This window comes from Pseudoflavonifractor phocaeensis, assembly GCF_016901735.1.
Taxonomy (GTDB): Bacteria; Bacillota; Clostridia; order Oscillospirales; family Oscillospiraceae; genus Pseudoflavonifractor_A.
Genome location: NZ_JACLZC010000036.1, coordinates 1 through 13,666, shown reverse-complemented (window position 1 = coordinate 13,666; position 13,666 = coordinate 1). Strand labels below are relative to the sequence as shown.

The 13,666-nt window shown below is 64.6% G+C and carries 11 protein-coding genes and 1 other annotated feature; of the genes, 4 read left to right on the top strand and 7 right to left on the bottom strand.

Translation table 11 applies throughout. The features are described 5' to 3' along the window. Positions 1-78: 78 nt before the first annotated feature. Positions 79-2,556, bottom strand: coding sequence for an ATP-dependent Clp protease ATP-binding subunit (locus H7U37_RS09035; RefSeq protein ID WP_204875272.1), 2,478 nt, complete (start codon positions 2,554-2,556; stop codon positions 79-81). Positions 2,557-2,780: 224 nt separating this feature from the next. Here H7U37_RS09035 and H7U37_RS09030 point away from each other — a divergent pair, with 224 nt between their 5' ends. Further along, positions 2,781-2,951, top strand: coding sequence for a DUF362 domain-containing protein (locus tag H7U37_RS09030; protein ID WP_204875271.1), 171 nt, complete (start codon positions 2,781-2,783; stop codon positions 2,949-2,951). A 67-nt stretch (positions 2,952-3,018) separates the two neighbouring features. On the opposite strand, the gene H7U37_RS09025 is transcribed toward H7U37_RS09030, so the two are convergent. The 6 genes from H7U37_RS09025 to H7U37_RS09000 all read right to left on the bottom strand — a co-directional run bounded on the left by H7U37_RS09025 (position 3,019) and on the right by H7U37_RS09000 (position 10,222). After that, positions 3,019-3,600 carry a hydrolase gene (locus H7U37_RS09025; RefSeq protein ID WP_204875270.1) on the bottom strand — a complete coding sequence of 194 codons (582 nt, stop codon included), beginning with the start codon at positions 3,598-3,600 and terminating at the stop codon, positions 3,019-3,021. A gap of 30 nt (positions 3,601-3,630) precedes the next feature. Continuing rightward, entirely contained in the window at positions 3,631-5,136 is a 1,506-nt protein-coding gene (locus H7U37_RS09020; protein WP_204875269.1) for a type IV secretory system conjugative DNA transfer family protein, read from the bottom strand. 5 nt (positions 5,137-5,141) lie between these two features. Then, the gene (locus tag H7U37_RS09015; protein ID WP_204875268.1) at positions 5,142-5,891 is read right to left on the bottom strand and encodes a hypothetical protein; all 750 of its coding nucleotides are present in this window, start codon (positions 5,889-5,891) and stop codon (positions 5,142-5,144) included. A 20-nt stretch (positions 5,892-5,911) separates the two neighbouring features. Then, the gene (locus H7U37_RS09010) at positions 5,912-6,853 is read right to left on the bottom strand and encodes a hypothetical protein (protein ID WP_204875267.1); all 942 of its coding nucleotides are present in this window, start codon (positions 6,851-6,853) and stop codon (positions 5,912-5,914) included. 143 nt (positions 6,854-6,996) lie between these two features. Next, entirely contained in the window at positions 6,997-9,663 is a 2,667-nt protein-coding gene (locus H7U37_RS09005; RefSeq protein WP_204875264.1) for a valine--tRNA ligase, read from the bottom strand. Between the two features lie 28 nt (positions 9,664-9,691). Next, a complete protein-coding gene (locus H7U37_RS09000; RefSeq protein ID WP_204875258.1) occupies positions 9,692-10,222 on the bottom strand; it encodes a YcxB family protein in 531 nt (176 codons plus the stop codon). 51 nt (positions 10,223-10,273) lie between these two features. Beyond that, positions 10,274-10,485 (bottom strand) — a binding site (T-box leader). Positions 10,486-10,636: 151 nt separating this feature from the next. On the opposite strand from H7U37_RS09000, the gene H7U37_RS08995 reads away from it, so the two are divergent. The 3 genes from H7U37_RS08995 to H7U37_RS16070 form a co-directional block, all read left to right on the top strand. Then, on the top strand, positions 10,637-11,110 hold the full coding sequence (locus tag H7U37_RS08995) for an NfeD family protein (protein WP_207751983.1): 474 nt from the start codon (positions 10,637-10,639) through the stop codon (positions 11,108-11,110). Between the two features lie 30 nt (positions 11,111-11,140). Beyond that, positions 11,141-12,052, top strand: a complete 912-nt coding sequence (locus tag H7U37_RS08990) for an SPFH domain-containing protein (RefSeq protein ID WP_204875257.1) — start codon at positions 11,141-11,143, stop codon at positions 12,050-12,052. A 72-nt stretch (positions 12,053-12,124) separates the two neighbouring features. Beyond that, the coding region (locus H7U37_RS16070; RefSeq protein WP_204875256.1) for a glycosyltransferase family protein at positions 12,125-13,666 on the top strand (1,542 nt) is incomplete at its 3' end.

Sequence of the window (13,666 nt, the reverse complement as noted above, 5' to 3'; positions counted from 1 at the left end):
CTCTCCGTGCCCGCCGCCGGCCGCCCCGCCGGTCCCCGGACGGGCGGGCGCAGGCGGGAGAAGGCCGGGAGGGACCGCTCAGCCCGCAGAGGAGGGGGCGGCGTCCCGTTTGCCCTCGGGGAGCAGGCGAAGGGCTCCCTCCCGCAGCACCAGGGCGGCTCCGCAGCCGGCGGTCAGCCCGCCGTTGAGCAGCGCCTCCGCCGCCGGGTCCTCCACCTTGGCCCGGATGGCGCGCCGCAGGGGCCGGGCCCCGTAATCCGGGTCGAAGCCCAGCTCCGCCAGCAGATCCAGCGCCCCTTCCTCCACCCGGAGGGAGACCCCCAGACGGTCCAGACGCCGCCCCACCTGCTCCACCAGCCGGGCCGCGATGTCCCGCAGCTCCCGCCGGTCCAGCTGGCGGAATACGATGATCTCGTCCAGCCGGTTGAGAAATTCCGGCCGGAATACCCCCTTGAGATCGTCCAGCACGGCGCGCTTCACCTCTTCCGCCGGACGCAGCGCGCCGCCCGTCTCCGGGGAAAAGCCCAGCCGCTTCCCCTTTGCCGTGATGCGCCGGGCCCCCACGTTGGAGGTCATGACGATCACCGTGTTGCGGAAATCCACCCGCCGGCCATGGGTGTCGGTGACCACGCCGTCCTCCAGCAGCTGGAGCAGCAGACCCCATACGTCGGGATGGGCCTTTTCCAGCTCGTCAAAGAGCACCACCGCGTAGGGACGGCGGCGCACCGCCTCGGTGAGCTGGCCGCCGTCCTCATGGCCCACATAGCCGGGCGGCGCGCCGATGAGCCGGGAGACGGTGTGCTTTTCCATATACTCCGACATGTCAAAGCGCAGCAGGGCCGCCTCGCTGCCGAACAGCTCCGCCGCCAGCGCCCGGCACAGCTCCGTCTTGCCCACGCCGGTGGGGCCCAGAAAGAGAAAGGACCCGATGGGCCGTCCCGCCTCCTTCAGCCCCACCCGGCCACGGCGCACCGCCCGGGCTACCGCCCGGACCGCCTCCTCCTGGCCCACAATCCGGGCGTGCAACGCCTCCTCCAGCCGGAGCAGCCGGTCCTTTTCGCTCTGGGTGAGGGCCGTCACCGGCACCCCCGTCCAGCGGGACACCACCCGGGCCACATCCTCGGCGGTCACCACGCCGGTGTCCCGGTCGGTGTGCCATACCGCCCGACCGGCCTCCAGCTCCCGGCAGAAATCCGCCTCCGCGTCCCGCAGAATGGCGGCCCGCTCAAAATCCTGGTCCCGGATGGCGCCCTCCTTCTCCAGGCGGGTGGAGATTACCCGCTCCTCCAGCATCCGAAGGGTGGGCGGCAGGGTCAGCCGGGCCAGACGAACCTGCGCCGCCGCCTCGTCCATCAGGTCGATGGCCTTGTCGGGCAGCCGCCGGTCGTGCAGATAGCGCACCGACAGACGCACCGCCGCTTCCACCGCCGCGTCGGTGATGGACAGCCGGTGGTGAGACTCGTATTTGTCCCGCACCCCCAGCAAAATGCGCCGGGCGGTCTCCTCGTCCGGCTCGGCCACCTGTACCGGCTGGAACCGGCGCTCCAGCGCCGCGTCCCGCTCGATATAGCGGCGGTATTCGTCGGTGGTGGTGGCGCCGATGACCTGAATCTCCCCCCGGCCCAGAGCCGGCTTGATGATGTTGGCCGCGTCGATGGCCCCCTCCGCCGAACCGGCCCCCACGATGTTGTGGAGCTCGTCGATAAACAGGATCATGTTCCCCATCCGGGTGACCTGCTCCAGAAGGTGCTTGACCCGCTCTTCAAATTCCCCCCGGTATTTGGTCCCCGCCACCATGGCCGACAGATCCAGGGACAGCACCCGGCGGCGGCGGAGCTCTTCCGGCACCGCGCCGGCGGCGATGCGGCGGGCCAGCCCCTCCACCACGGCGGTCTTGCCCACCCCCGGCTCCCCAATGAGGGCCGGGTTATTTTTGCGCCGCCGGGACAGGATCTGGATCACCCGGTCGATTTCCTCCTCCCGGCCCACCACCGGGTCCAGCAGACCGCCCGCCGCCATGGCGGTCAGATCCCGGGAAAACTGATCCAGCAGCCGGGAATCGCCGCACTCCCGCTCCCCTCTGGGCCGGCTGGACGGGGGACGGTAGGGGGAGGGCGTCTCCCCGCCCATGGCGGCCCGCACCTCCAGCAGCAGCCGGCCCGGCGCCTGGCCGCAGGCGCTGATGACCCGCACCGCCACCCCTTCTCCCTCCCGCAGAATGCCGGCCAGCAGGTGCTCCGTGCCGATGTAGCGGGTCCCCATCCGGTTCCCCTCCTCCAGCGCCAGCTCCACCGCCCGCTTGCAGCGGGGGGTCAGACCCTGGGCCGGACGCCGCCCCGCCTCGCCCACACCCACCAGCCGGGCAATGGTATCCCGCAGCCGGCTGTCCTCCAGACCCGCGCTTTGCAGCACCTGCGCCGCCACGCCGCGCCCCTCCCGGCACAGCCCCAGCAGCAGATGCTCCGTACCCACATAGCCGTGCCCCAGCTCCGCCGCCCCGCCCTGGGCCAGCCGGAAGGCCTCCTGGGCCCGGGCGGTAAATCTTGTCTCGTTCAAGACGCTGCCTCCTATCTGGGATAGATACTGAAAGTGCCTCTTTTTCCCGGCATTATCCATGAAATATTCCCTTTCCTTACACGAATCGCTGGGATTGCCCGGCGTGTTTTTCCTCCGGCGCGGGCCCCGGCAATGAAAATATACCCAATTTACTGAGAATTTAGCATTGCATTTTTAGAAATTCGTGTTACAATGATGACAGCTAAAGTATGGAGGTGTTACTTATGGCTTATGTGATTAGCGGCGACTGCATCAGCTGCGGTTCCTGCGAGGGCAACTGCCCCGTGGGCGCCATCTCTCAGGGTGCTGAGCACTACGAGATCGACGCTGGCGCCTGCATCGATTGCGGCACCTGCGCCGGCACCTGCCCCGTGGGCGCTATCTCCCAGGGCTAAGGTCCAACCTGGCATAAAAAACCGGTCCCCAGAAATGGGGGCCGGTTTTTTCATGCTGTTTTCTCTTTTATAACGCCGCGCACTGCCGCTCCACCGACGCCTCCACCGCCTTCATGGCCTGTAAGGTCCGGTCCAGCAGCTGGTCCAGCTCCCAGCCCAGCAGCTCCGCGCCCTGGCGGATCACATCTCGGGAACAGCCGGCGGCAAACTTTTTATCCTTGAACTTCTTCTTCAGGCTGGAAAGCTCCATATCCTGCACGCTCCTGGAGGGCCGCATCAGCGCCGCCGCCCCGATGAGTCCGGTCAGCTCGTCACTGGCAAAGAGCACCTTCTCCATCTCATGCTCCGGCTTGGCGTCTGCGCCGGTCAGACCCCAGCCGTGGCTGACCACCGCGTGGACGAAGGCCGGCGTATAACCGGCCTCCTCCAAAAGGGCCTTGGTGCGGACACAGTGCTCCTCTGGCCAGCGTTCAAAGTCCAGATCGTGGAGCAGGCCCACCTGGGACCAGAAGTCCGCCTCCGCTCCGTAGCTCAGCGCATGGGCATACCAGTCCATCACCGCCTCCATGGTGAAGGCGTGGCGGAGATGGAACGGCTCCTGGTTGTAGGTCTTTAACAGGGTCAGCGCGGATTCTCTGCTTGTTTCCATGACGAAAACCTCCCAATTCTTTTGTGTATGTCAGGCTGAACGGACCCGGCGGTTGAGATGCTGGCCGTCGTGTCCGCGGAAAAACGTCTCATAGGAGAACAGGGGCGCTTTGCGGTCCGGATTGGCGGGATAGACCACCGGCAGGACCTTTACCCCCGTCTCATACCGGGAAAACGGGGCAAGCTCGGTGACAAAGGGCGGATTGCGCCCGTAGAGCACCAGGGCCTGTCCCAGCTCCAGGCTCTGGAGCTGCACCGTGGAGGCCACGGGCCGGGTGACCATGGCGCCCTGGATGGAATAGGTCCGGCTGCCGCACAGCTTGCTGAAGGTCTCCAGGGTGTCCAGCTCCCGAGTGTGCATATAGATCCAGTTGGGGGTATTGTAGCGGATGGTGTCGGCCAGCTCCTGGCCGTAGCGGTAGACCAGCTGGCCGAAATTCTGGATGACGGCGGTCAGACGGATGTTGCGGGACCGGGCGGCAGCAAACATATTGCCGGCGGTATCCCCCAGGCTCAGGTTGCCGAATTCCTCAAAAATCAGATTAAAGCGGTGGGGCAGACGGCCGTCATGCCGCAGGGTACACAGCCGGCACAGCTGCTGATAGACCTGCTGGATAAAGAGAGAGGCCTGCAGATCCCAGGCGCGGGTGGAGTCGGGCATCAGAAGGAAGATGGCCACCTTTTCCTCGTCCAGGGACATGAAGTCGATGTCGTTGGCGCACAGCATCCGCTGCTGGGCCTCGGAGGAGATGAGCTTATTGATCTTGGAGAGGAATACCGCGTCCATGGAGGGCGCGGTGCCGCTTTTGGGCGCGGAGACGCGGGTGGCGGCGGCGTTGGCCGCCACGCTGCCCGGCTCAATGTAGCGGGGACTGAAGGCCCGGGCATAGAGCTCCCCCTGATTCTCCTTGGCCTCGCAGTGCATCCGGGCGATGGAGGCCAGATGGATCTGCTCCGGCGCGGCGTAGCGCACCAGAAAATGAAAATGGCTGGTGAAAATGTCCTTGGCCGCCTCGTCCCAGAAGGGATCGGCATTTTTGGAGGTCTGACCGTAGGCAAAGGACAGGAAATCGGAGAGCATCCCCTCTCCCATGTCCCGCTCCACATAGTCCGGCGAGCGGAGCAGCTGGGCGGGCAGATAGAGGGGGTTCCAGCGGTGGCTACGGTGCGGCTGGGCAAAGTTGAGCACATAGACCCGGCGGTACCCCTGCTCCAGCAGGTAAGGAAAGGCCAGCTGATAGAGCTCTCCCGACTTGGTGTCGGTCACCAGCAGACTCTCCCCCCGGCGGATGGCCGATACCATGATGGGCTTGACCTGACTTTCCGTCTTGCCGCCGCCGGTGCTGGAGACGATGAGGGTATGGGCGTCGTCATCGGCCACCACCATCTCCCGACCATCGGACCAGAGCACCGCGCCGCTGGCCGGATAGTGATACGCCCCCACCGACACCCGCTTGCCCTGCTCCAAAATCCGCGCACCGCCTCCCAGGCTGTCGCCCAGCACATATTCTCCCATGGTCTGTCCGTAGCGATCCATCCCCGTCACCTCCCAAATCCGATGGAGGGGCCCCGTACCGTGCGGAAGGCCCGCTCTTCCGTCCCAAAGGACTGCTCTAAACACTGGCGCACCTGGCCGGCCTCCAGCGTGCCCCCCGTCAGGCTCCCTTCCCAGCACAGCGCCGACCAGATCCGCGCCACGCTCTCCTCCCCCTGGAAGCCGGGCCGCAGCGCCACCGCCGCCACATAGCCCTCCAGCAGGGCGCGGGCCTCCGCCGTCAGCCGCACCCCCCCTTCCCGTTTCCGCAGCGCCGTCAGCGCCGCCTGATTTTCCGCCGGCAGAAGCAGCGGCCTGAGACAGAGCATCTGTCCCAAAGGGGACTGGGTGTGGTCCCATCCGGACGGGACCAGCAGTACAAAGGAGATCTCCTTCTCCACCCCCTGGATGAAACGGGCCAGCGCCCTGGCGGCGCCGTCGGAGAGGGGCATGGCCTCCCGCAGGTCCACCGCCGCGCCCCCGCAAAACCGCTCCCGCAGGCCGGCGCGCTCCACCGCCGCCCGGGCCAGACGGGCCGGAAGCTCTTCCCCATGCAAAACCGGCCCGTCCAGCTCCAGCGTGAGGAAGGGGCACTCTCCCTGAAAGCGCATCCCCTTCCGCCGGTAAAGGCCAAAGATCCGCTCCGCCAGATCCCGCAGCGAACCGCCCCCCTCCCCCTGAAGCAGCAGATGGGGCATGGGTCCGGCGATCTCCGCCTGCTCCAGACGGTCCAGATAGCGTTCCAGCGTCTCCAGCATGGTCCTCTTCTCCTTTCCGGTCAGTCCTCGTCCCAGCCTTCCAGCGCCAGACGCAGGCGCTTGACCATCCGCTGATGGCCCTGGGGATTGTACCCCTCCAGCTCCTCCAGCAGCTCGGCGCACAGCGCCCGGTCCTTCTCCCGGGGCTTCTGGCTCATGATACCGGTGGCCAGCCACTCCAGCACAACAAAGTGCTCCAGAATGGTCATCAGGCAGGCGTCCAGCATCCCATCCAGCACCTGTTCGTCCAGCGCCGGGTCCCAGAAGGGAATGGTGTCCCGGATGGATACCTCATGGTCGTTCCTGTCGTATTCCCAGGCAAAGTAGCGCAGGGGATAGTTGGCGTCCACATAGCGGCGGAACATGCCCATGCTCATCTCGCTGCAGCAGGAGAAGGGCAGCTTCGCGGTGAACCGCACCGCCTGATGCTCCACCTCTACCTGGATGTTCAGGTCAAACCGGCGGCTCTTGTCGCCCATGCTGGGGATGTGGAAAAAGTAGTTGTTCTCCCGCTCGCCCTCGGTGAAGAAGTAGCGCCGCTGCGTCAGCGCCTTGCGGATGGCGTCCCGCTTCACCTGAGCCCGCGCCCGGTCCTCCTCGCTGGGACCGTTCTCCCGCCGCTCCAGCTTGCGCAGCAGAGAAGCAATGCGGGCCATGGCCACCGGGTCCCGACGGCTGTCCTCCGCTTCGTCCGTCTCTTCCGCTTCGTCTGCCGCTTCCTGCTTCCCTTCTTCCTGCTCCGCTTCCGACTGGGCCCGGCGGGCGGCGTAGTCCCGGGCCGAGGAGGGAGGCGCCTCCCCGCCGGTCTCCGAAACGGCTTCCGGCGCGTCCGCGGCCGGTTCCGCCGGGGCTCTTTCCTCCACTTCCTCACAGGAGGTCATAAAGGTGTCGGGCAGAGAAATGACCTCTCCCTCCGGCCGCTTTTCGCCCTGGAACAGGGACATAAAGTCTTGCATTTTCATCGTATATACCTCCGTTTTCAAAGTGTGTTTCGTTGACACTTATAAAAACGCCGGTATTTCCGATTGTCACGCCTTCCCGCAAATATTTGAAAAAAACGGGCGGACCCAAAGGGACCCGCCCGTCTGCGTGGAATCGGCCTGGCTCAGAAGGAGGCCAGCTGCTGGGTGAGGCTGTCGATGAGGATGCGCAGCTTGTCCGCCCGCTCCTTCTCGGCTTCCACCACGCTGGCGGGCGCCTTGTTCACAAAGCCGGGATTGTTGAGCTTGGCGTCCAGCTTCTCCAGCTCCTTGGTGTGCTTGCCCAGCTCCTTTTCCACACGGGCCTTCTCCTTGGCCAGATCCACCAGCTCGCCCAGAGGGATGAACACCCGGGCGGCGTGGGTGGTGATGGACACCAGACCGGCCTGCTGGGCCTCGGCGTCGGAGGGGCCCTCCCGGAAGGACACCACCTTCACCTCGCTGGCCCCGGCCAGACGCTTGAGGAAGGGGATGCCGGCGGCAAAGACCGCCGTCTCCTGGGTGGCCACGGTAAAGCTGGCCTTCTTGGAGGGGGGCACGTTCATCTCCGCCCGGCGGGTGCGCACGGCGCGGATGGCGTCCATGATGAGCTCCATGGCCTTCTCCTCCTCGGGGAACGAGAGGTCCGCCCGGTACTCCGGCCACTTCTGGAGCATGAGGAAGTCGCCCTCATGGCCGGAGCCCGGCTGGCGGGGCAGCGCCTGCCAGATCTCCTCGGTGAGATAGGGCATGAAGGGGTGGAGGAGCTTGAGGGTCTCGGTGAGGACGTAGCACAGCACCTGCTGGGCGTTGACCTTGGCGGCTTCGTCCTCCCCCTGGAGGCGGGACTTGGTCAGCTCGATATACCAATCGCAATAGGCGTCCCAGATAAAGTCATACACCTTCTGGGCCGCCACGCCCAGCTCAAACTTCTCCATGTTCTCGGTGACCTCGGGGATGACGCTGTTGAGCTTGGACAAGATCCACTTGTCCTCCAGCTCCAGGTGGTCGGGCAGCTTGCAGTCCTCGATGGTCAGATTCATCATCAGGAAGCGGGAGGCGTTCCAGATTTTGTTGGCAAAGTTGCGCATGGCCTCGCACCGCTCGGTGTAGAAGCGCATATCGTTGCCGGGGGAGTTGCCGGTGACCAGGTTGAAGCGGAGGGCGTCGGCGCCGTACTGCTCGGCAATGACCAGGGGATCGATGCCGTTGCCCAGGGACTTGGACATCTTTCTACCCTTGTCGTCCCGCACCAGGCCGTGGATGAACACGGTGTGGAAGGGGGGCTTGCCGGTGTGCTCACAGGCGGAGAAGATCATGCGGGCCACCCAGAAGAAGATGATGTCATAGCCGGTGACCAGCACGTCGGTGGGATAGAAATATTTGAAATCCTCGCTGTTCTCGTCGGGCCAGCCCAGGGTGGAGAAGGGCCACAGCGCCGAGGAGAACCAGGTGTCCAGCACGTCCTCCTCCTGGGTGATGTTTTTGGAGCGGCAGTGCTCACACTCGGTGGGGTCGGTCTCGGAGACGGTGATGTGGCCGCAGTCGGCGCAGGTCCAGGCGGGGATCTGATGGCCCCACCAGAGCTGACGGGAGATGCACCAGTCGTGGACGTTCTCCATCCAGTTGGTGTAGATCTTGGAGAACCGGTCGGGGACGAACTTCACCTCCCCGTCGTTGACCACCCGCAGGGCCTCCTTAGCCAGGGGGGCCATCTTCACGAACCACTGGGCGGAGACCACCGGCTCCACGTCGGTGCCGCAGCGGCAGCAGGTGCCCACGTTGTGCTGGTGATCCTCGGTCTTTTCCAGCAGACCCAGGGCCTCCAGATCCGCCAGGATCACCTTGCGGGCCTCGTAGCGGTCCAGGCCCTGATACTTGCCGCCGTTCTCGTTGACCTTGCCGTTGTCGTCCAGCACCCGGATGGACTCCAGATTGTGGCGCAGGCCCACCTCGAAGTCGTTGGGGTCGTGGGCGGGGGTCATCTTCACGCAGCCGGTGCCGAACTCCAGGTCCACATACTCGTCGGCCACAATGGGGATCTCCCGGTCCATGAGGGGCAGGATGCAGGTCTTGCCGATGAGGTCCTGGTAGCGCGCGTCGTTGGGGTTGACCGCCACGCCGGTGTCGCCCAGCATGGTCTCGGGCCGGGTGGTGGCCACGATGCAGTAGCGGCCCGGCTCCCCCTTGATGGGGTACTTCAGGTGCCACAGGTGGCCGGGCTTATCCTGATATTCCACCTCGGCGTCGGAGAGGGCGGTGACGCACCGGGGGCACCAGTTGACGATGCGGGAGCCCTTATAGATGAGGCCCTTCTTGTAGAGGGAGACGAACACATGGCGGACGGCGGCGGACAGGCCCTCGTCCATGGTGAAGCGGGACCGCTCCCAGTCGCAGGAGGCCCCCAGCTTCTTCTGTTGCTCCACGATGCGGTCGCCGAATTTGTTCTTCCAGTCCCACACCCGCTCCAAAAACTTCTCGCGGCCCAGGTCATAGCGGCTCAGGCCCTCGTTCTTGCGCAGGTCCTCCTCCACCTTGATCTGGGTGGCAATGCCGGCGTGGTCGGTGCCCGGCACCCACAGGGCGGCGTAGCCCTCCATCCGCTTGAAGCGGATGAGGATGTCCTGGAGGGTGGAGTCCATGGCGTGGCCCATGTGGAGCTGGCCGGTGACGTTGGGAGGCGGCATGACAATGGTAAAGGGCTTTTTGTCCGGGTCCCGGTGGCCCCGGAAGCAGCCGTTCTTCTCCCACATCTCATAGATGCGGCCTTCCACTTCCCGGGGTTCATAGACCTTGGGCAGTTCTTTTTTCATATGGTTTTACACTCCTCTTTTGTGTGGATTACAGTTTGACGATGGGCAGGCCGGTCTTTTCCCGGATGAGGGCGGCCAATTCCTCCGGCGTGCCCTGGGTGAGGCCCGTTTTGTCGTGGATCTGGGCGTGGCGGTTACTGAACACAAAAACCAGATACCGCTCGCTCTCGGCTATGGCCCGGATGGCCTCATACTTCCAAACCGTCGTACCGACCTGGGTGATGGTGGAATAACCATCCGCCTCAAATACGGCTTCGGTCTCGGTGGTGCCGGGCAGCGCCTTCTTCCGGGCCAAAAAGCCGTTGACCCAGTCCTCGGTACACAGGATGACCAGCAGCAGTGCGGCCGCCAAGAGGCACATCCATTGGACGCCCTCCCCAGGCTCCAGCAGCGCCGGGGCGATGCCGGTCACCAGACCCAGCGCAATGATGATCCCGGCAATGACCCGGGAAATGCGGCTGTGCTTTTTGCGCACCGTGCGGCGCAGGCCCCTGGCCATGGCGGTCAGGGCTTTCTGGTCGTATACCGTCTTGACTTTGATGGGGACTGTGGGTTCCATAGACTCCTCCTTTTCCACGTCTGCGCAACAAAAAACGCCCCGAGCCAATCAGCTCAGGGCGAAACTCATCCGCGGTACCACCTGCATTTCCCCCAAGGGGGGACACTCATTGCCTCGTTAACGGGAGGACCCGCCGCTTCCTACTTCTCCTTCGGAACCGGAGCTCCGGGACGACCTTCCCCGCGCCCTCGGAGAGCCTTGCACCAAACCGGCTCCTCTCTGCACCACCCTGCGCGGGTACTCCTTCCCATCTCTGCTTTTGGGATATACAGGCCATAGTATAGCGCTTTCCCTTCCCTTTGTCAAGAAATCATCCCGATCTTTCGCCGCCAACCGCCTGGCATAGAAAAGCTCTTTCTTTTTTACGCGGGCTGTGGTAGGATAGAGTCAGCTTCCAAAAAAGGAGGGAAGAACATGCCAATACCCACACCCAGTCTTTGCTGGCTGGCGGCGCTGGTGGTCTTTCTGATCGTGGAGGGCGTGACGGTGGGCCTGGTGTCCATCTGGTTCGCCGCCGGTTCCCTGGCCGCCCTGCTCCTCTCTCTGGCGGTGGACAATATCTGGGTCCAGTTTGCCGTCTTCTTCGTGGTCTCCGCCGTCTGCCTGCTGGCCCTGCGCCCCCTGCGGCAGAAATACCTCAAAAAGGACTATCAGCCCACCAATGCCGACCGGGCCGTCGGCTCCATCGGCGTGGTCACCGAGCCCATCGACAACCTCAGCGCCACCGGCGCGGTGCAGCTGGAGGGAAAGGTCTGGACCGCCCGCAGTGTGGACGGCAGCCTCATTCCTGTTGACGCCAAGGTGAAGGTGGAGCGCATTGAAGGGGTCAAAGTTCTGGTCCGTCCCGTGCAGTCCGTTGCTGCCGGTCAGGATATGTCCCAAACCTAATCTGTGTGTGAAAAAGGAGGAGTGTATATCATGCCCTACATTATCATCGCCCTGATTATTCTGATCCTGGTGGTGCTGGTGCTCAATATCAAAGTGGTCCAGCAGTCCAAGGCTTACGTTGTCGAACGTCTGGGCGCGTTCCACGATGTGTGGAGCGTGGGCCTGCACTTTAAAGTCCCCTTCCTGGAGCGGGTGGCCAAGGTGGTCTCCCTCAAGGAGCAGGTGGTGGACTTCCCGCCCCAGCCCGTCATCACCAAGGACAACGTCACCATGCAGATCGATACGGTGCTCTACTTCCAGATCACCGACCCCAAGCTCTACACCTACGGCGTGGAGCGTCCCATGGCCGCCATTGAAAACCTGTCTGTCACCACCATGCGCAACATCATCGGCGACATGGATCTGGAGCAGACCCTCACCAGCCGGGACACCATCAACTCCCAGATGCGCCTCCTCCTGGACGAGGCCACCGATCCCTGGGGCATCAAGGTCAACCGCGTGGAAGTGAAGAACATTCTGCCGCCGCCCGACATCCAGAGCGCCATGGAAAAGCAGATGAAGGCCGAGCGGGAAAAGCGCGAAGCGGTGCTCCGTGCCGAAGGCCAGAAGCAGAGCCAGATCCTGGTGGCCGAAGGTGAGAAGGAGGCCCTCATCCTGCGGGCCGACGCCGCCAAGGAGGCCGCCATCCGGGAAGCCGAAGGTAAGGCGGAAGCCATTTTGAAGGTGCAGCAGGCCACCGCCCAGGCCCTCCAGCTCCTCAACGAGGCCAACCCCAACGAGCAGGTCATCAAGCTCAAATCTCTGGAGGCCTTCCAGGCTGCCGCCGACGGCAGGGCCACCAAGATCATTATCCCCTCCGAGCTTCAGGGTCTGGCCGGTCTGGCCGCCAGCGCCAAGACCGTCTTTGAGACCCCCGATCCCGCTTCCAAGCCGGAAGCATAACGCTGACCTGACCCGGGCCGCCGTATGCCGAGCGCTGCGGCGGCTCTTTTCTTATCCTGGAGGCTTTTTGACATGACGAAACCTGTTTCCCTTCCCCTCCGGCTGTGGTACGCCTCCGCCGGGCTTCTCTGCGGCCTCTTCCTGGCCGTGCGCTTGCAGGCCTTCCTGGTCCAGGCCTGGAGCCGCTCCCTGCCCCTCCTGCCCCTGTCGGTCCTCTTCGCCCTGGGCCTTGCCCTGGCTGGGGCCCTCCTGGCCGGACCGGTCCGCGCCCACCTGGCGCGGTGGTCCTTTGGCGGAATGCACTGGACCTGGGCCGTGTATCTTTTGTGCCTCCTCCTGTCGGTCCGCTACCGGGGCCTCACCCTGGATCTGGCGGTGGCGGACAGCGGGACGGCCCTTCCCGCCTTTTTGACCCTGCCCGTTCTGCTGGGCGGCGGGCTTTTGCTGGCCCTCTTCCTTCTCCACCTTCTCTCCGCCCTGTGGGAGGGGAGGAACGCCGCCCTCCGCTGGCTCCGCGGCCTGGGCCGCCGGGACCTGCTGGCAGTCCTCCTTCTCTTCGCGGCGGTGGAACTGGCGGTGTTCCTCTACGCCACCTTCAGCCGCACCCTTTATTCCTGGGACAGCGCCATCTACTGGCGCAGTACCTACACCCTGGCCGAGACCTTCCGAAACGACGGCCTCTCCGCCGCCCTCCGGCAGGTCTACGACTCCATCTTTACCAGCGATTATAACGACACCATCGGCCTTTTGTGCGTCCCCTTTGCCCTCCTCTTCGGTCCGGGACGGCGGGTCTATCTCATGTCCATCGCCACCTTCTGCCTCTTTCCGGCGGTATTGCTCCTCTGGGCCTACGCCCGCTCCCTCCGCCGCCCCGGACTGTGGCTGGGTCTGGCCGGTCTGTGCTTTCTCCCGTCCCTCTTTTACACCTCCGTCACCGGTTTTGTGGACGTCTTTGGCGCCGCCGTCTGCCTGCTGGCCCTGATGCTCACCCTGCGGGAGGGCGGCAAGGGCCGCTTCGGCCGCTTCCTCCTCATCGGCGTGCTCTGCGCCCTGGCGGTGGTGCTGCGGCGGTGGTACGCCTTCTATGCCCTCTCCTTCCTCATCGCCCTGCTGGTGGACAGCGCCGCCTTCCGCCGCTCCCCCGCGCCGGTGCTGGGCTATCTGTGCGGCTTTGCCTTCCCCCTCCTCTTCTTCCTCCAAACCTTCGTCTCCCAGCGGCTGCTGGCCAATTACGCCCAGATGTACGCCGCTTACGGCCTGGGCCTGGAGGTGGACGTGCGCCTCATGACCCGCTATTACGGGCTTTTTGGCCTGCTGGTCCTGCTGGCGCTGGCTGTCTGGCTCTGTACCCGCAGAAAAGACCGCTCCAAAGGCGTCTTTCTTCTCCTTCAGCCCGTCCTCTGCTTCTTTATCTTCGTGCAGATCCAGTCCCACAACCAGCAGCACCTCCTCCTCTATCTCCCCGCCTTTGCCTGTCTGGCCCTCCACGGCTTCCACCGTCTGGCGGAACAGGGCAAGCTGGGATATTGGGCGGTAGCCGCGGCGGTGCTTCCCACCGCCCTCAGCCCGGCCCTGCCCCGGCAGCAGTCCACCAACATCATGGACTATTCCCCC